General features: G+C 30.4%; 17 protein-coding genes, 1 pseudogene and 1 riboswitch. Of the genes and pseudogenes, 1 reads left to right on the top strand and 17 read right to left on the bottom strand.

Going from position 1 to position 17,971, the window contains the following annotated elements:
• Positions 1-7: 7 nt before the first annotated feature.
• A complete protein-coding gene (locus E0E45_RS06825) occupies positions 8-421 on the bottom strand; it encodes a 4Fe-4S dicluster domain-containing protein (RefSeq protein WP_130890477.1) in 414 nt (137 codons plus the stop codon).
• A 27-nt stretch (positions 422-448) separates the two neighbouring features.
• Positions 449-1,219: a CoB--CoM heterodisulfide reductase iron-sulfur subunit B family protein gene (locus E0E45_RS06830; RefSeq protein ID WP_172604168.1), complete on the bottom strand. Its 771-nt coding sequence runs from the start codon at positions 1,217-1,219 to the stop codon at positions 449-451.
• 737 nt (positions 1,220-1,956) lie between these two features.
• On the opposite strand from E0E45_RS06830, the gene E0E45_RS06835 reads away from it, so the two are divergent.
• Positions 1,957-2,370 (top strand): DUF2628 domain-containing protein, encoded by a 414-nt coding sequence (locus E0E45_RS06835; RefSeq protein ID WP_130890479.1) that lies wholly within the window; start codon positions 1,957-1,959, stop codon positions 2,368-2,370.
• Between the two features lie 65 nt (positions 2,371-2,435).
• On the opposite strand, the gene E0E45_RS06840 is transcribed toward E0E45_RS06835, so the two are convergent.
• The 15 genes and pseudogenes from E0E45_RS06840 to E0E45_RS06910 form a co-directional block, all read right to left on the bottom strand.
• Positions 2,436-2,651 (bottom strand): endonuclease V, encoded by a 216-nt coding sequence (locus E0E45_RS06840; RefSeq protein ID WP_232044157.1) that lies wholly within the window; start codon positions 2,649-2,651, stop codon positions 2,436-2,438.
• On the bottom strand, positions 2,648-3,331 hold the full coding sequence (locus tag E0E45_RS06845; protein ID WP_130890480.1) for a GntR family transcriptional regulator: 684 nt from the start codon (positions 3,329-3,331) through the stop codon (positions 2,648-2,650). Before E0E45_RS06845 ends, E0E45_RS06840 begins: the two co-directional genes overlap by 4 nt.
• 150 nt (positions 3,332-3,481) lie before the next feature.
• Positions 3,482-4,117, bottom strand: a complete 636-nt coding sequence (gene thiE / locus E0E45_RS06850; protein WP_130890481.1) for a thiamine phosphate synthase — start codon at positions 4,115-4,117, stop codon at positions 3,482-3,484.
• Entirely contained in the window at positions 4,107-4,649 is a 543-nt protein-coding gene (thiF, locus tag E0E45_RS06855; RefSeq protein WP_130890482.1) for a sulfur carrier protein ThiS adenylyltransferase ThiF, read from the bottom strand. The genes thiE and thiF overlap by 11 nt, the downstream gene beginning before the upstream one ends.
• Positions 4,646-5,752, bottom strand: a complete 1,107-nt coding sequence (gene thiH, locus E0E45_RS06860; protein ID WP_130890483.1) for a 2-iminoacetate synthase ThiH — start codon at positions 5,750-5,752, stop codon at positions 4,646-4,648. The genes thiF and thiH overlap by 4 nt, the downstream gene beginning before the upstream one ends.
• Positions 5,753-6,529, bottom strand: coding sequence for a thiazole synthase (locus E0E45_RS06865; RefSeq protein ID WP_130890484.1), 777 nt, complete (start codon positions 6,527-6,529; stop codon positions 5,753-5,755). It lies immediately after the preceding gene.
• Positions 6,530-6,899: 370 nt separating this feature from the next.
• Entirely contained in the window at positions 6,900-7,112 is a 213-nt protein-coding gene (thiS, locus tag E0E45_RS06870; RefSeq protein WP_130890485.1) for a sulfur carrier protein ThiS, read from the bottom strand.
• 17 nt (positions 7,113-7,129) lie between these two features.
• Positions 7,130-8,407, bottom strand: a complete 1,278-nt coding sequence (gene thiC / locus E0E45_RS06875) for a phosphomethylpyrimidine synthase ThiC (RefSeq protein ID WP_130890486.1) — start codon at positions 8,405-8,407, stop codon at positions 7,130-7,132.
• 116 nt (positions 8,408-8,523) lie between these two features.
• Positions 8,524-8,622, bottom strand: a riboswitch (TPP riboswitch).
• 106 nt (positions 8,623-8,728) lie between these two features.
• Positions 8,729-10,081 carry an alanine/glycine:cation symporter family protein gene (locus E0E45_RS06880; protein WP_130890487.1) on the bottom strand — a complete coding sequence of 451 codons (1,353 nt, stop codon included), beginning with the start codon at positions 10,079-10,081 and terminating at the stop codon, positions 8,729-8,731.
• A 342-nt stretch (positions 10,082-10,423) separates the two neighbouring features.
• On the bottom strand, positions 10,424-11,767 hold the full coding sequence (locus tag E0E45_RS06885) for a sensor domain-containing diguanylate cyclase (protein WP_130890488.1): 1,344 nt from the start codon (positions 11,765-11,767) through the stop codon (positions 10,424-10,426).
• A 191-nt stretch (positions 11,768-11,958) separates the two neighbouring features.
• Positions 11,959-12,390 (bottom strand): winged helix-turn-helix transcriptional regulator, encoded by a 432-nt coding sequence (locus tag E0E45_RS06890; RefSeq protein WP_130890489.1) that lies wholly within the window; start codon positions 12,388-12,390, stop codon positions 11,959-11,961.
• Between the two features lie 13 nt (positions 12,391-12,403).
• Positions 12,404-13,762, bottom strand: a complete 1,359-nt coding sequence (locus E0E45_RS06895) for an FAD-dependent oxidoreductase (protein ID WP_130890490.1) — start codon at positions 13,760-13,762, stop codon at positions 12,404-12,406.
• A 224-nt stretch (positions 13,763-13,986) separates the two neighbouring features.
• A pseudogene (locus E0E45_RS06900) lies at positions 13,987-14,252 on the bottom strand (HU family DNA-binding protein).
• Positions 14,245-14,535, bottom strand: a complete 291-nt coding sequence (locus tag E0E45_RS06905) for an HU family DNA-binding protein (RefSeq protein WP_130890491.1) — start codon at positions 14,533-14,535, stop codon at positions 14,245-14,247. The pseudogene E0E45_RS06900 and the gene E0E45_RS06905 overlap by 8 nt, the downstream one beginning before the upstream one ends.
• A 76-nt stretch (positions 14,536-14,611) precedes the next feature.
• Positions 14,612-17,806, bottom strand: coding sequence for an autotransporter outer membrane beta-barrel domain-containing protein (locus E0E45_RS06910; RefSeq protein WP_130890492.1), 3,195 nt, complete (start codon positions 17,804-17,806; stop codon positions 14,612-14,614).
• Between the last annotated feature and the right edge of the window lie 165 nt (positions 17,807-17,971).

Here is a 17,971-nt window from a genome sequence, read left to right on the forward strand (position 1 = left end):
AAACAGTTTATTTACTATACTTACGAAATGCACTAACAATGGCTTGTTGCGGCATCTTTTTATCTGACATTATTTCTGGTACATCCTCAGGAATCAATTTACTGCTTCCTTTTTTTCTTACAATAGTTAGACGAACTGCTTCCATCAATTTACAAAGATCTACATTTCTAGGACAACGAGAAGCACAAGTAAAACAAGAAGCACAAGTCCATATAGTTTTACTGTTTTTTATTGTTTCTACATCTCCCATTTGCAGATGTCTTATTACTTGATGAGGAAGTATGTCCATTCCATCAGTAGCAGGACATCCAGCAGAACATTTTCCACACTGCATGCAATTTGCTGTTTTTTCCTTACTAATTTCCTCTATCGTAAGTACATCTTTTCTATCTTTATTGAAAACTACTTTATCTCTTTCCAATTTTTCCTCCCTGTCTTTAGAAATATCCTACTTAACTCCTAAAGCTTCAGCTAAAATCTCTGAAAAATAACTTACAGATGCTGTATCTTTAAGTTCCAAGTTATACTTGCACAAAGGACAAGCTGTTACAATTTCCTCTGCTCCATTATCTAAAGCTGATTTTATTATCTTACTGCTCATTTTCTCTGTAAGTTCTTTATTATTTACAGCAAGATAAGCTCCACAGCATTCTGTTCTATATGGGTAAAGTACTGGAGTTCCTCCAAGTGCTTTTATGAAATTTTCTATTATTGCTGGATTTTCTGGATCATCAAAGTTCATTGCTTTTTTAGGTTTTAAAAGCATACATCCATAATAAGCTGCTATTTTACGATTAAGAGGTTTTACCACTTTCTCTGCTATCTTATCAAATCCTATTTCATCTCTTAACATTTCAAGATAGTGAATTACTTCTCCTTCTCCTGAGTAGTCATTTTCTAATTGAAGATAATTATTTACTTTTTTTCTCATATCTTCATTAGATTTTAATTCTTCATTTGTTCTTTTTATCACATGATGACAAGCAGAACATATAGTCACAAGTTTCTCTCCCTTAGCATAAGAAGCTGCTAGACTTCTTACTGAAGAAAGTTTTGTAGCAATTTCATCTGAACCTAGTGGAAATACAGCCCCACAACATTGCCAATCTTTCTGCTCTTCTAATTCTACACCTAGAGCAGCTGCTGAATCTAAGGCATATTTCTCAAGGTCTTGTGCTTTAGTTTTTAAAGTACAACCAGGGTAATAGCTAAATTTCATTTCTTCTCTTCCCTCCCTATTCATTAAATTAAATTTCTTTAATTCCTATGTTTTGTAAAAAAACTTTTTATTTACTGTATTTTTTAAAACCATTTTTCAATTTATGAACTATTTTAGAAATCAAAGTTTTAATTATGGACTTAATATATTAATATATTAATATATTTATAATATATTGTGCACGATATGTCAAATGTTTTTTTATTTTTTTACAGATTTTTCCACTGATTAAGAAATAATATTTTCTTCACTAAAAAAAATATTATGAGAAAAGTCCAGCATATTTGACATTAAAATAAATCTCAATTTAAAATATAATAAATTTTTAGAGGGATTTCATCTCTTTAATTTTTCCTTGGAGTTTAAAATTAAAAAATTTAATATCAATTTTTTAACTATTCTTTTTCTTGAATAACAAATGTCAATTTTACTTTTAAAACCTTTCAAAAAAAAAAATTAATTACAAGGAGTTCATAACTTTTTCAATTATATTGCAGAATATATAATAAGAAAGAATAATTGTAGTTAAATTATGACTGAAAATAAGCTAGACTAGATTTTAGAAATTATCATGCATAGAAAAATTCAAATTTTTTTTAGATTTTAATTCCTCATTTATTATATTTATTTCTTCTAAAAAACTAACATTTATATATTTTTGTAGTCCAAAATTTGACTTGTTTTTCTATTTTTGTTATAATTGATTATATATAGAGCTTTTTAGAAGGAGAGATACTATGAAAAATCCATTACTAATAGAAGATATTGAATTTATAGAAAGTAATATAGAATCTTTCCAAGAACATGTTGGAAACAGTTTCAATCATTATATGAATGAATGGCTTTCTGACAATGTAAAATTTAATTTCTGGGCATTTTTTCTTGCTCCTTTCTGGTTGGGATACAAAGGTCTTTACGAATATGCTATTCTATATATAATATTTATTAATGCTACCTCAGATCATCTTCCATCAGTTTACTTGGCATTTCTTTTTCTTTTTCCTACCTACTTAGGTTTCAAAGGAAATATCTTATATTTTGAAAAGGTAAAAAATAATATAAAAAAAGGAAGACAAGTAAGTGGAGGAATGATAGGAGTTCTTATAGTTATTCTATTCCAACTGTTTATTTTTAATGTCTTTTACAACTAAATATTATTAATTCTAATAAATAAAAAATGAGTGACTAGTTATTAAATTAATCACTCATTTTTAAATTACTTATTATTTTTATAAAAATCTCTCATTTTATGTGTAGCTATATATGCATATCTTGTTGGAAGTGGTATATGACTTTCTTTTTCAACCAGCAGCATTATTATTTTAATAGCTGTTTCTAATTTCATACAATTACCTACAAATACAAATACTAGTTTTACTCCTTTATGAGTTTTTAAAGATGCACTACATACTTTATTTTTACTATATCTTATTTAAAATAAAATGGATATTCTTCAATAAAGTATTCAAGTTTTGCTGGTAATCTCGAAAAATGCTCATTAAGCAGTTCATGAACTTTATCTTTTTTCTTGCTTTTAATAATGTCTAATATCTTCAAATGACTCTCTTGAATAAAATTATCTTTTATCTTATTAGACGAATTTAATACTCTCACTCTTTGATAATCAAAAAAATTGTCTGTAGTTACTTTAAATAAGTCTTTATATCCTACTCCCTCAAATATCATTTGGTGAAACTCCACATCAAGTTTATGAAATTCAACATAATCTCTAGTAGTATCAAGAATAAATTTCTGCTTTACAAGATTATCTTCTAACCTTTTCAAATGCTCTTTTGGAAAATTATCACAAGCTAGTTGTATCATTTTCTCTTCCACACAAATTCTTAACATTCTTCCATCTTCAAATCTATCTTTATCTATTTTAGTGACAAAAGTTCCACTTTGAGGAAGAGTTTCTATTAATCCATCATGCTTTAAAAGAATAAGTGCCTCTCTAATAGGTGTACGGCTCATATTAAGAGAATGGAACAAATCAATTTCACGAAGTTCCTCTCCTGGTTTTAAATCAAGTCTAAGTATATTCTCCTTCAATATTTTGTATGCAAAACTAGAATTTGTTTTACCCATTATATCGTCGTATATCTTCAGCACAAAATACCTCTTTTCTTAAAGTTAATTTATTATCTCTTGTTATACTCTAATACTTAATTAACTAATTGTCAAGAGGCTTAAACCATTGAAATAATATATCATACACAAAAGAAAGAAAAAATATTATCTCAAAATCTAACTAAATGACAATTATTTTTTCAAAATTTTATTATTAAGATATATAATTTTTTTGCATATATTCTCTGCTCCTACAATATCACTTACAAGACATATCCTTTTAGCCCCTCTATTTATTATTTCATCTATATTATAATCCTTTATTCCTCCGATAGCGATAAATGGTAAATAAAGATTCTTTACAGCAAATTCTAAATATTCCAATCCCACTGGAGCAGTATCTTTTGTTGTTGTTGGAAATATAGGCCCTACTCCAATATAGTCTACATCTTCATTATTGTATGCCTCCATCCCCTGTTCTTCAGAATGAGTAGATAAACCTATAATTTTATTCTCTCCTATAAGCTTTCTCACATCAGCTGGCTTCATATCCTCCTGTCCTACATGTACTCCATCAGCATCTACCAGCATAGCAATAGCTACATCATCATTTACTATGAAAAGCACATTGTTTTTTCTACAGAGTTCTCTTATAACTTTTGCCTCTTCCACTTTTTCTCTTGAATTTTTTCTTTTATCTCTGTATTGAACTATTTTAATTCCACCTTTTATCATTTCCTCTACACATTGATAATTACTTTTTCCATTGGCAAAATTATCTCCAGTTATTCCATATAATCCTTCTGGTATATCTTTTCTATTCCTCAATATATCCACCTCTTTTTAAAGCTATCTCTGCCATAAGAGCAGATATTATCCCCACCTTATGAGAATATGTTTTGTATATAGAAATATCTTTTTTAAAATCTCCTACTATGTACAGATTCTTTCCTGCTTCTTTCACTTGGATTTCCTTACAGTCATAACTGGCTATCCCTGAAGCAGATATTATCAATTTTCCTAAAGGATACAACTCTTCTACAAGCATACTTTTATACTCTTTTTTATCAAAGCCTTCTATTATTATATCACAGTCTTGAAAAAATTCTTTTATATTTGCTCTTTCAAATTTAATGATTTTATATTGAAAATCACCATTAGGGTTTATCCTTTTCAAATTTTCATATAACATCTCTGCTTTATATTTTCCTAGCTGATCTTTAAAATAAAACTGTCTGTTGAGATTTGATTCCTCAATGACATCAAAATCTCCAAATTTTAATTCTTTTACACCTGATCTCACAAGATGAACAGCGGTATTAGAACCTATTCCACCTGTTCCTGCTATTCCTATTCTCATACTAATGTCTCCCAGTCTTTATATACTACTTCCAAACCTCTTCCTCTTATAGCTCTCACTATCTCTTCTACATCTCTGTTGTCAGTTATATCAAATTGAGCTGTAGATTCATTTTCATGTGAATATCCTCCTACTTCTGTTTTTGAACCAGCAGAAAATTTAGTTACTCCCAAGGCTACAATATTATCTCTCATTACTGCACTCTCTCTAGTTGAAAGAGTTATCCCTGCCTTTGGCTGAAATATTCTGTTAGCAAGAAGTATCTGTACAAAAGTCAAATCATCTACTGCATAGCTGTCTTTCAAATTTCCTTCTGCTTCATTTACTCTTGGAAAAGATATACTGAATTCACTGTTAGGATAGTTTTCCATAAGATATTTCAGATGAAGTCCTGTCTTAAAAGCATCACTTCTAATTCCTCCCAATCCAAGCAAAGCCCCTATTCCAATAGTTCTAATTCCTGCTTTTGCACCTCTCTCAGGTGTATCCAGACGATATTTAAAGTTTCTCTTCTCTCCAGAAAGATGTACCTGTTCATATCTTTTTTCATCATATGTTTCTTGATATACAGTAAGTCCATCTAATCCGTCTTCTACTAAATATCTATAATCTTCTTCATCTAAAGGCATAACTTCTATTGAAACAGAGGAAAAATATTTTTTTAATACATCTATTCCACCTTTAAGGTATTCTTTATCCACTAATCCCTTTGCCTCTCCTGTAAGAAGAAGTATATTTCCTATTCCTGTCTTAGCTATTTCCTGTGCCTCATGTTCTATTTCTTCAAATTTCATATGTCTTCTTTTTATATGATTCTTTTTTGAAAAACCACAATAGACGCAATTGCTTGTACAGTAATTAGAAACATATATAGGAAGATACAGCCCTATTACATTTCCAAAATGCTGTCTTGTAAGTTTTGCAGCCTTTACTGCCATTTCTTCCAGATGGTTTTGTGCTTTAGGAGAAAGAAGATTTAAATAATCATAAACACTTAATCTATTTTTCTTTATACTTTCTCTTATATCATCATCTGTAACATTAGAAAAATAATTTTCAAAGTCGAAATCTTTCCATTTTACAAGTTCATCATAATAGCTCACTTATTTGTCACCTCTGAAAAGAAATCCAGTTAATGGAGATGATGCACTGGCATATTTCTTTTCCTCAGCAATTTTTGCAAGAAAAGCTTCTCTTCCAGCCTCTACAGCTAATGCAAAAGCTCGTCCCATTTTTACTGGATCCTGAGCTGTAGCTATTGCTGTATTTACAAGAACAGCATCACATCCCATCTCCATAGCTATTGCTGCATCAGATGGTCTTCCTATTCCTGCATCTACTATAATAGGCACTCTGTTGTTTTCCAGCATCATTTCAATAAGAGGCTTAGTTACTATTCCCCTATTAGAACCAATAGGTGAACCTAAAGGCATAACTGCTGCTGCTCCTGCATCTTCCATTCTCTTTGCAGCTATAAGGTCAGGCATCATATATGGAAGTACAATAAATCCTTCATCAGCTAATATTTTTGTAGCCTTTATTGTTTCAGAATTATCTGGCATAAGATATTGAGAATCATTGATTATCTCTATCTTTATAAAATCACCGCATCCAGCTTCTCTTGCTATTCTCGCTATCTTTACAGCTTCCTCTGCTGTTCTTGCTCCTGACGTATTAGGAAGAAGAGTTATATGTTTAGGAATATAATTTAATATATTTTCTTTAGGATTTTGAAAATTTATTCTTCTTAATGCCATAGTTATTATTTGTGACCTGCTGGCTTCCAACATAGGAGCTACTAGATTTTTATCTGAAAATTTTCCAGTACCTGTAAGAAGTCTGCTTCCAAATTCATGTCCTTTTAATATAAACTTATCCATTTTACCTTCCTTTTTTCTATGATTATTGTGATAACTCATATGCAGAAATATAATTTTAGAATTTTTTCAGTAGAAAGATTTATTATTAATTTTATTTTCAAAATACAGACAAACAGTTGATAAATTATCATAATTCCACTGATATATCTCAGTAATTATAGCAGTTAAATCTAATTGTTCAATTGTTGAAAACTCTCTTTACTCAAACATACTGTTTTTTTTATGTTCTATTCACTTAATTAACTATATAAATCTTTCTAATTTCCAAATTTCTAAAATTTAATCTTGTTTCTTAATCACCTATATTTTTAAATACAAGTTCATATTTACTATTAAAATTATAAAAAAGTATTATTGCAGCTACAAACAATTACCCTCCTGATACAAAAGAAAGCACTTCTACTTCTGCATTTTCAGATATTTCAGTATCTTCCCATCTATCTTTTTTTACTATTTCATCATTTACAAGAACAACTGCTCCACTAAGTTCTATTGACCATTCTCTTTCCAATTCCATAAGAAGCTCTTTTACAGTGGATATTTTTTCTGATGAATAGTCCTTTCCATTTAAAAGTATATTCATTTTCTCTCCTTGTAATATTAATCTAAAATCTCATTACATCTCTTCATTGGGCAAAGGTCTCCACACATAGTACATACTTCCTCTTCTATAGGAGCAGAGGATGCTCTGTAAGCTTCTGCCTTCTCAGGATCTATACATTCGCTGAACATTCCCTTCCAGTTAAGCTCTCCTCTAAATTTACTCATTCTGTGATCCCACTCTATAGCTCCTTTTAATCCCTTTGCTATATCAGCAGCGTGTCCAGCTATTCTCGATGCCATTATTCCCTCTTTCATATCTTCCAGAGTAGGCAGTCTTAAATGTTCTGCTGGTGTTACATAACAAAGGAAGTCAGCTCCAGATGATGCTGCAATAGCTCCCCCAATAGCAGCTGTAATATGATCATATCCAGGAGCTATATCTGTAACTAAAGGCCCTAATACATAGAAAGGTGCATTATGGCATAATTTTTTCTCAATCTGCATATTTGTTACAATCTCATGCATAGGTACATGTCCCGGTCCCTCTATCATTACTTGTACATCTTTTTCCCATGCTCTTTTTGTAAGTTCCCCAAGTATTAAAAGCTCCTGAATCTGTGGTGCATCTGTTGAATCATGTATACTTCCTGGTCTAAGTCCATCTCCCAGACTAAGTGTCACATCATATTTTCTGCAGATATCAAGGAGTCTGTCATAATGCTCAAAGAAAGGGTTTTCTTTATCATTCAGCATCATCCATTGGAACAGTATAGAACCTCCTCTGCTTACAATTTTAGTTAATCTTTTATTATTTTTTAATCTATCTACACAAGTTCTGTTTAGTCCTGCATGAATAGTAAGGAAATCAATTCCATCTTCACAGTGTTCCTCTACTACTCTGAATAACTCCTCTACAGACATATCTTTTATATTTTTTCCAAGCTTTGCAACAGCGTCATACATAGGTACTGTTCCAAGCATAACTGTTGATTTCTCTACAAGCTCTCTTCTGAATTTCTTAGTATCTCCAAAAGTACTCAAGTCCATTATTGCATCTGCTCCATACTCAATGGCTTTTTGTACCTTTACCATCTCACCACAGTAATCACAGCAATCCTCTGATACTCCAAGATTTACATTAACCTTAGTTTTAATTCCTTCTCCAACAGCTCTTGGATAAAGACTTTTATGGTTGATATTAGCTGGTATAACAACTCTTCCCTGAGCCATTTTCTCCATAAGCTCTTCTCTTGTCATATTTTCATCTTTTGCTACTATCTCCATCTCTTTTGTGAAGATACCTTTTTTTGCTGCTTCCATTTGCGTAGAATACATATTTTTCCTCCTAAGATTTTTTTATTCCTGAGCTATAGGGCAGAAAATAAAAAATGCCCTATACCAAACGGTATAGAGCAATATGCTACTTTCTGCCAGATAATTCTAACTAAGGCTGAAAAGATAACTTGCTTCCCTCCGCTGGTACTATCCAGATCAGGTTCCAAGGGTCAGGTTTTATCCTTCTCAGCTTTTCAGCTCCCCTAGCAATTTTAATTATTATTTTCTTTTTTACGATTATATTCCTTAAAAACAATTTTGTCAAATTTTTTCTTTTTTCTCACACACTATTGAAAATTCCTTAAAGTAAAATGTTCTTTCCTATTTAAATTCTCCTTCTCTCCTATTATATTCTTCCAGTCCTTTTTTAACTACACCAGATAATCCAATAAGTGCAATTATATTAGGTAGTACCATAAGTCCGTTGAACATATCAGCAAGTTCCCATACTAGCTCCACTTTTAAAAGGCAGCCTAGAAATATGAAAACTAAAACCACATATGAATATATGTCCACACTTTTCTTACTGGAAAAAAGATATCTGATATTCGCTTCCCCGAAGAAATACCAGCCTATAATAGTAGAAAAAGCAAAGAAAAGAAGAGCAACAGCTACAAATATTGTTCCTAATTGTCCCATTCCTTGTTTAAATGCAAACTGTGTTAATGTTATTCCTGTCATTTTCCCATCTATTGGCACATTTGATAATATTATAAGAGCAGTTATAGTAAGTATTATAAATGTATCAAAAAATACTCCAAACATTGCCACTATACCTTGATCTATAGGATTCCTGACTTTGGCTATAGCATGGGCATGAGGTGTACTTCCCATTCCTGCTTCATTGGAAAACAATCCCCTTGCAACTCCATATCTTACAGCCTGCTTCACCCCCACTCCCAATAGTCCTCCTGTGGCAGCTCTGGGGTTGAATGCTCCTACAAATATCATTTCTATTCCATGAATAGTTCCACTCAAGTTAGAAAGAAGTATATATAGTCCTCCTACCATATACAATACAGCCATAAAAGGAACTATTTTTTCTGTGAAGGAAGCTATCTGCTTAACTCCGCCTCTGAATATAAGACCTGCTACAACAACTGTTATAGCTCCCATTATTATGGGATTTATTCCAAATGCTTCATTAAACGCTTCTCCAATAGAATTTGCCTGTACCATATTTCCTACAAACCCAAGAGCAATTATTATAGTTATGGAAAAAAATACTGCCAGACCTTTACATTTTAGTCCTTTGCTGATATAAAATGCTGGTCCACCTCTCACTTCTCCATTTATATCCTCTTTGTATATCTGAGCAAGAACAGCTTCAGCAAATATAGTTGCCATTCCAAAAAAAGCTGTTACCCACATCCAGAATATAGCTCCAGGTCCTCCTGCTGCTATAGCAGTAGCTGCTCCAGCCAGATTTCCAGTTCCAACCTGTGCTGCCACAGCAGTAGCCAATGACTGAAATGAATTCATTCCTTGGGAATCTGCCTGACCCTTTCTTGAGCCTCTATGAAATACCCTTCTAACACTGTCCATAAATCTAGTGACCTGAACTCCTTTCAGCATCACTGTAAACATTATTCCTGTTCCACACAGTAAAAAAATCAATAAGTAACTCCAAAGAACATTATTAATGCTCTTTACTACCTGCAATACGCTGTCCATTTTCCCTCCTCTTTCCCTAAGAATTTCAATAGTGTTATAATAAAAGTCCTATATAAACTATAGGACTTTTAAGATTTATTTATAATACATTATTTTCATTTTAATGTCAATATGAAATTTTATTTTCTTTTATCAAGGGATAAAATAGTTCTTTTTTAGTACAAGAATCCTATTTTTTTATATATCAATAAAAATTTTTAACTTTAAATTTAGTATTCGAGAATAATATGATAGTTGCTTAACTATTTAATAAATAATTTTTATTTCTAAAATCTTAAAATTATTTTAATAACCAAAATAAAAAAACCAGACTCTTTATTTTTAGAATCTGGTTTTACCTATTTATTTTGAATAAAATTCATATCTATTTTTACCACTCTTTTTAGCTTGATACAGCGCTTTATCTGCTTTTAGAAATATATCCTTAAAGCTTTCTGAGAACTTTATTTCATAAATTCCAATACTTATAGATATATTTTTTTCTATCTCCAACTCTTTTGAAAGTCTTTTCACTTTTTGGAGAACACCATTTAATTTTTGAGTTATCCATTCAATTGATGGTATTTGTGGAAGAAATATGGCAAATTCATCTCCACCCAATCTTCCTATAATATCTACTGAACGAAATGATTCTTTAAATATATTTCCTATTTTATGCAGAACTATATCCCCAAATGGATGTCCATATGTATCATTAATATTTTTAAAATCATCAACATCAAATATCATAAAAATATTTGTTCCTTTCATGATTTCTATTTTTAAATTTAAAGTAACTAGTTCTTCCAAAGTAGCCCTATTTAAAAGTCCTGTAACAATATCATATTCAGCCTTTTTTTTCAATTCATAATTATATTGATTCTGCATTAATTCAAGTATTTTTTCTTTATTAATATTTTTATATGACCCAATTATCTTATACAAATGATTATCGGAATCTAAAAGTCTATGGTATTTTAAATGAAACCAATTTTTTTCTTTACTATCTACAAATAATTCTATATCTTTTTCACAGTCCTTTTCTTCCATTATACATTCATATAAAGAATTACAATTTTGTATAGTAATTGAAGATTTTTCATCTCCAATAAGTTTACTGAACATTCTTATCTCTTTATCTGGAAATAAATAGAAATTAGCATTATCATATATTTTCAAAACATCATTTTTTATATCATACTCAAAATAGCTCTCTAATAATAAATCAGTAAACATTGCATAACGTTTTCTCTCCATTTCTAGTTCTTGATTCATATGTATCAATGAAGAAATATTTGTAAAAATCAAATAAAATATAGGGTACTTATCTTCATACAATTCATCTGTAAAAAAACCATTTACTTTTACATGGATAGGATATCCGTTTTTATGAACAAGTCTATAACTCATTTTGAAATTCTTTTTTCTTGATTCTACTACCTTTGTAAATTCCATTTTTGTATATTCTAAATCATCTTTATGTACATACAAACTACTATTAAATCCAACTTCTTCAACATTTTCAGCTTTTTCTCCTACAAGATCACATAACCCCTGATTAAAATATAAAATTGTCAACTCATCATTAAGAACAAATTTTCCTATTCCATCTGCTGCTAATGTCAAAACTTCTTCAAGTTCATTATTTTTTATTTGATGATTTGAATTAACATAGTAATAACTGTTTTTCTTTGAAAATAATGGCATACTTTTCTCTCCTCAATTAAGCTTCAGCATCAGTATTTCTTATATTGTATTTTTTAGGTTATTTTAATAAGCTCGAAAATAGTTATTGTTCTTTAAGCTAATTTTAGCCTTAAAAACTTAAAAAAACCTATGATTATAATATAGCATATCACTTTGATTTAGTAAAGAAATTCTTCCATTAAATTAGATTTTTAGCATATTTCCCTCGCTTCAACATCCTCTTTACATAATAATTCTTTTGTTTCAGGGAGATAATATCTAATTTCTACTTTATGTCCACTTTTTTTAGCTACAAGCTTTTTATAGCATTTATTTAAATGCCTGCTTCCCCATAAAATTATACTATTAAATACATCTTCCAAATCTTTTCCTTTTTCTGTCAATGTATATTTGTATCTAGGAGGATGTGTCTGATATAGCTCACTTTTAATTATTCCATCTTCTTCTAGAGATTTTAGTCTGTTAGACAAAAGATTTGATGCTATTCCTGCTAATTTAGATAAAATTTCATTATAACTTTTATCTCCAAGCATTATTTCATGAACAATCAGAAGAGTCCATTTGTCTCCTATTATATTTAAAGTCTGTGCTATATTACATGGCAGTTCATACTGATTTTTCATTTTTTCTCCTTTTTTATTTTATTAAACTAAAAAGTTCATTTAATGTTTCACTCATAGTGGGATGAGTAAATATTCCATCTCTTAAGAAAGTATAATCCTTTTCTGCCATCATTGCAAGACTTATACTGTTGATAACCTCTCCTGATTGTCTGAAAAATAGTGATGCACCTAATATTTTTCCTGTTTCTGCATCTACTACTGCTTTTATAAGACCATCAGTATCACCATATATCTTCATTCTTGGATTTACTGCTCCCATTTTTGCAGTTTTTACTTTATATCCTTGCTGTATAGCTTCTTCTTCTGTCATTCCTACTCTTGAAAATTGTGGCTCAATAAATACAGTATATGGAACTGCACCTCTTTCTTTTAATGAATATTTTTTATTTCCAAAAAGTTCATCAAAAATTATACGATAATCATCAAGAGAAGTATATGTAAACTGTAATCCTCCATGTACATCTCCTATTGCCCATATTCCTTCTACAGAAGTATGAAGATAATCATCTACAGCTATTGCACCTCTTTCTGTAAGTTTAACCCCTGCATTTTCTAATTTTAATCCTTTAACATTTGGTTTTCTTCCAACTGCTACAAGGATAGCATTTCCAGCTATTTCTTCTATTGTACCATCTTTTTCATATTTTACTATATTTTCTTCTACTTCTGTTACTTTTGCTCCTAACACAAATTTTATACCTTTTCTTTCCATAACTTTTTTAATTTCATCTGCTATTTCTCTGTCTTCACGAGCTATGAATAAAGGACTTCCTTCTAGAACTACTACTTCTGAACCAAAGTTATTGTACATATTTGCATATTCCAGTCCAATATATCCTCCACCTATTATTATAAGTTTTTCTGGTAATTCTTTTAATTCCATTACAGCTTCACTGTCATACATATATTTACTTTCTCTCAAACCTTTTATAGGTGGAATAATAGATTCTGCACCTGTATTTATAAATATTTTATCTCCTTTGATTTGAATAGTTTCTTCCTTTGATTTTATTTCAATTGTTTTAGCATCTACAAAAGATCCTTCTCCAGTGTATATATCTATATTTTCTTTAACATCAAGACTATCAAAATTTTTCTTTCTGAAAAGTGATATCAATTCTCCTTTGTTCTCTATAATATTTTTGTATTCTTCTGCATATTCTTCAAAAGAATTTAACTTTCTAAATTTATTTTTAGCAGCTTCATTTATAAGATATTTAGTAGGAATACAACCTACATTTATACATGTTCCACCATACATTTTATCTGATTTTTCTATGACTGCTACTTTCCACCCTTTATCTGCCATTTCTCCAGCTAAAGTTTTGCCACCTTTTCCAAATCCTATTACTACTGCATCATAATTCTTCATTTAAAAGCCTCCTCAATAATTTTTTATATTGTCCTTTAATTTTATTACGTTCTTTAAACTAAAATTCTTCTTTCCTTTTTTTCTATTTTACCACATTAACTTTATTTTATCAAGTTACTTTATTTTTTAAAAATACATAATGAAAAAAAACTATCTATTTGCGACAGATAGTCCTTTCTGGTGGCTCACCTTATATAAATTTATAAACAAGGTTCTTTGATTAATTATTTCATTTTTTTAGATACTCTAAATCTTACTATTTTCTTTGGATAGATTTTCATTAGTTCTCTTGTTACTGGATTTGATATTATTCTTGGCTTTCTTTCCAATATTTCAAATATTCCTCTTTTGGAAATTTCACCTCATCTTCTATAATTACAGCTTCTTTTAGTGTTTCAAGAAATTCCTCTATCTCTTTTATGGCTTTATCTATTGAAAATTCCTCCAAAATCATTTCTCTATACAGTTTTGCCAGTTCTCTTTTATTCATTTCCATCACTATTAACTAACTTAATAAATTCCAGTCCTGCTCTGAATTTTATTGTTTCTTTCGGCTGGGTATATCTTGCCCCCTCCCATATTGGGATTACTACTTTTCTAGTTTTTACAGCCTTCTTTTCAAACACTCCCCAGTCTTTAAATGTTATTTTATTCTCTTCATCTAAAGCTTTCTGGAGTACTTTCCAAAATAAGTCTATTTTTTCTTTCACTTCTTTATGACTTTTGCTTTTATTTCTCTTTTTATAAAATCTTATAAACTCCCCTTCTGTCATAGCTTCTCCTTTAAAATATCGTAATTATTTGTTAAAAGGCTGGTTATCTATCAGCCAGCCTTTCACTTTATAATCTTTAGAACTTATATCCTAATCCTGCTCCTACTATCCATTCACCTTTAGTCTTGTTTTTTCCTGCCCCATTATGTGAATCTCTTTCTACTGCATAAGTTCCCTTTACATCAAACAGTACTCCATTTTCTAGTTCCAGCGCATATTTGGCATTTAGTCCTATACTATGTTCATTTTTGTGAGCAACCAGTATATCAAAGTTGCTTCCACCTTTAAATCTTCCTGTGATAAACTCCTCATCTGCTCCATCTAATATTTTTGTATAGCTTACCCCTGCTGAAAGTGTACTCTTTCCTTTTTCATGAGGTATAACTTTCTTCAAGTCCACTCCTATTTTTCCTACTGTGTAATCAAATGATTTTGAATCTGTTTCTATTGCTAGAGTTTGATTCCCTTCATCTGCTCCATCTTGATCTATGTATGTATATGATAAAGTTGCGTATGGTTCCAGGAATAAGTTATCTCCAATATTATGAGAGTATCTTCCATTCAAATAAATATCATATGTTATATCATTGTAGTTGTCAGGATATTTAATCACTGGTGTTCCTGTACTTGAAGCTGCATTGTTTACTGCCAGTCTGTCTGCATCATAATCTCCATATTGGAATCCTGCTCCTGCTGTTACTTTTAGATTTCCTATATATTTCTTTGCATAAGCTCCTAGATACATTGCGCTTCCATCTACTTTTGAGCCGTTGGACAAGTCAGATTTAAGTTTATTCCCTCCTATCACTACTCCAGAAGTAAGTGTATCAGATACTCCATATTCTCCCAGCATATATGCTCCAGTTATCTTAGTATCTGCATCCATATCAGAACTTCCTATGTCATATGTGTAATATCCTTTTCCATAGTAAGTATCTCTTGTTCCTCCATCTACATGAGTCAGCCCACCATATATAATCCATTTATTTGCTTCTGGCTTAAAAATATTTTCTGTTACTATATCTCTGAACATTCCAGCAGATTTTCTTGATAATTCAGAACTATAAGAATATGGATTTCCTGCATATATATCATTTAAATATCCTAAGAATGTTGATAATTTTTCATCATTATCTACATTAAAGTTTCCTATTAAATCTTCAACAGATACAATACCTTGATATATTTTATTTAACTGTTGGTATTCTAAATAATTAGGCAGATCCCATCTAGCTGTAACTACTACTTCTTTATTATTTAGCTTTTCCACAGTATGAAGTTTTGATGTTGTATCAAAATTTCCTCTGCTTCCTGTTATTAAGCTGTTATCTAACTCAGTACTGCCAAAATTTATTACACTTTCATTTCCTGCTCCATTTAGTGCCAGCAGTAGTTTTCCTCCTTCTGAAGATATAGTTCCTGTATTTCCATACAATGCATGACCTATAATCTTATCTATTCCACCTAAATTAGCTGTATTAGTTGAATCTATTCTTAAAGTAAGGACTCCATTTTGTTTTATTGTTATATTTTCTGCTCCTATTATGGCTAAATCTTCTAATGTTCCATCATCTTTAATAGTTTTTTCAAATAGGGTTACATTAGTATTTATATTCATTTTTTCAAATCCTGATATGTTATGATGAATATTTATTCCACCATTAGCTGCATCTCTTGTTATTGGTGAAGCAAAATTAAGAATATCATCAATTCCATCTCCTCCATCAAGAGTTCCATTTATTCTTCCCCCACTAACAATATTAAGAACATCATTTCCATCTCCCATTTTTACAGTTCCATTAACTATTACTCCAGAATTCAGAGAAAGATTATCCACCTCAGCTCCCATGTTTATATTTCCATTGATTATACTTGCATCTTCCAGTATTAAAGTATCTGAATTACCGCCTCCTCCTACTACATCACTTCCATCTGCTCCACCATTTACTGTTGTTCCTGATAGAGTAAGTTTTTTATCTGCTCCTTCAAAGATAACTGCTGTCCCATAGGCATTGATTATTGAACCCATAACTTCATCCTCTGTTCCAGTAACTTTATATGTATTTTTTAGAACATTTAATATATAATCTGTTTTGTTTCCAGTAAATGAATCATTTCCATTAACATCACTCTTATTTTCAATAGTCATTGATTTAGTTCCATTTCCAAATTCTATTTGGAAAGATCCAGGATTAGTGTCTACACTTCCATCAATAGCTCCATCTTTGATTATAAGACCATAGTTTGATATCTCATTTTGACCTGAAGTTCCTTGAGTAACTGTCAATCCCTCAACTACTTCATTTGAAGAATCTCCATTTACAAGTATTCCATAATTTACTCCATTGTTCAATATTCCAAAAGAATTTTCTATAGCAGAAATTTTTCCATAAATAACCCCTATATTTGTTATATTTTCTACAGTTGTATTACTAATAAATATTCTATAACTATAACCAGAGTTACTACCAGTCCAAGTTCCACTTATTACTCCTTCATTTTTTATAGAGGCTCCACCTGAAACAGTATCAATCTCTATTCCATAACCATAGCCATAACCGCTATTAGATCCTCCATTTCCAGTACCATTTATTACTCCTTCATTTTCTATAGCTACTTCACCAGCTGTACCAGAAATAGTTATTCCATAACCACAATTATGATTAGTTTCACTTCCACTTCCATTTATTACTCCTTCATTTTTTATAGCTACTTCACCAGTTGTACTAGAAATATATATTCCATGGCCATAACCTACATTATTATAATTTTCAATTCCAATTCCAGTTCCACTTATTACCCCTTCATTTTTTATAGCTACTTCACCAGCTGTATTATAAATATATATTCCATAACCAAAACCATTCTCATCACTACTAGTACCACTTGCTATTATCATCCCATTGTTTATAAAATTAAAATTTCCTAAATTTCCACTTAATCTTAATCCAGAACTTATCTCATAATCATATTTATCTTTTCCATCAATTGTACTTGATGATAATGTTATATTATTTGTATAAGTATTTCCATTCCATTCATTTTTTTCATATGGGTTTTCAGTTTCCCACTTTCCATCAACACCATCTTTATCCATAGTTTTTTCTGTATTGAATTTTATTCCACTCCCATCATTCTTTATCCACAAATATTCATCTGTCCCCATTACTGCTGTGCACGAAAGTAAAAATCCTACTACTGTTCCTATTGTTATATTTCTTCCTCTTTTTTTATTCCCACTTTTTACTGCTTTCATAATTTTTTCTATCATCTTTTCCCTCCATGAAATTTAATTCAATTCTAAAGTAAAAACTCATTATAATATTCTCAAATTAGTATAAAAATATCCTGATTCTCTTCAATAAATGTTCGCATTTATACATAAACGAGTATTGATGGATATTTTTCAATTTTTAAGAATATTATTTGCAGATCA

The sequence above is a fragment of the Fusobacterium ulcerans ATCC 49185 genome, from assembly GCF_900683735.1.
Taxonomy (GTDB): Bacteria; Fusobacteriota; Fusobacteriia; order Fusobacteriales; family Fusobacteriaceae; genus Fusobacterium_A; species Fusobacterium_A ulcerans_A.

What these genes read in the sequence shown, in the direction of transcription:
- E0E45_RS06830 (WP_172604168.1), bottom strand. Translation starts at nt 1,219, where the DNA reads ATGAAATTTAGCTATTACCCTGGTTGTACTTTAAAAACTAAAGCACAA.
- E0E45_RS06835 (WP_130890479.1), top strand. Translation starts at nt 1,957, where the DNA reads ATGAAAAATCCATTACTAATAGAAGATATTGAATTTATAGAAAGTAAT.
- thiF (WP_130890482.1), bottom strand. Translation starts at nt 4,649, where the DNA reads ATGAGAATAGGAATAGCAGGAACAGGTGGAATAGGTTCTAATACCGCT.
- E0E45_RS06865 (WP_130890484.1), bottom strand. Translation starts at nt 6,529, where the DNA reads ATGGATAAGTTTATATTAAAAGGACATGAATTTGGAAGCAGACTTCTT.
- thiS (WP_130890485.1), bottom strand. Translation starts at nt 7,112, where the DNA reads ATGAATATACTTTTAAATGGAAAGGACTATTCATCAGAAAAAATATCC.
- thiC (WP_130890486.1), bottom strand. Translation starts at nt 8,407, where the DNA reads ATGTATTCTACGCAAATGGAAGCAGCAAAAAAAGGTATCTTCACAAAA.
- E0E45_RS06880 (WP_130890487.1), bottom strand. Translation starts at nt 10,081, where the DNA reads ATGGACAGCGTATTGCAGGTAGTAAAGAGCATTAATAATGTTCTTTGG.
- E0E45_RS06885 (WP_130890488.1), bottom strand. Translation starts at nt 11,767, where the DNA reads ATGCCATTATTTTCAAAGAAAAACAGTTATTACTATGTTAATTCAAAT.
- E0E45_RS06890 (WP_130890489.1), bottom strand. Translation starts at nt 12,390, where the DNA reads ATGAAAAATCAGTATGAACTGCCATGTAATATAGCACAGACTTTAAAT.
- E0E45_RS06895 (WP_130890490.1), bottom strand. Translation starts at nt 13,762, where the DNA reads ATGAAGAATTATGATGCAGTAGTAATAGGATTTGGAAAAGGTGGCAAA.
- E0E45_RS06905 (WP_130890491.1), bottom strand. Translation starts at nt 14,535, where the DNA reads ATGACAGAAGGGGAGTTTATAAGATTTTATAAAAAGAGAAATAAAAGC.
- E0E45_RS06910 (WP_130890492.1), bottom strand. Translation starts at nt 17,806, where the DNA reads ATGATAGAAAAAATTATGAAAGCAGTAAAAAGTGGGAATAAAAAAAGA.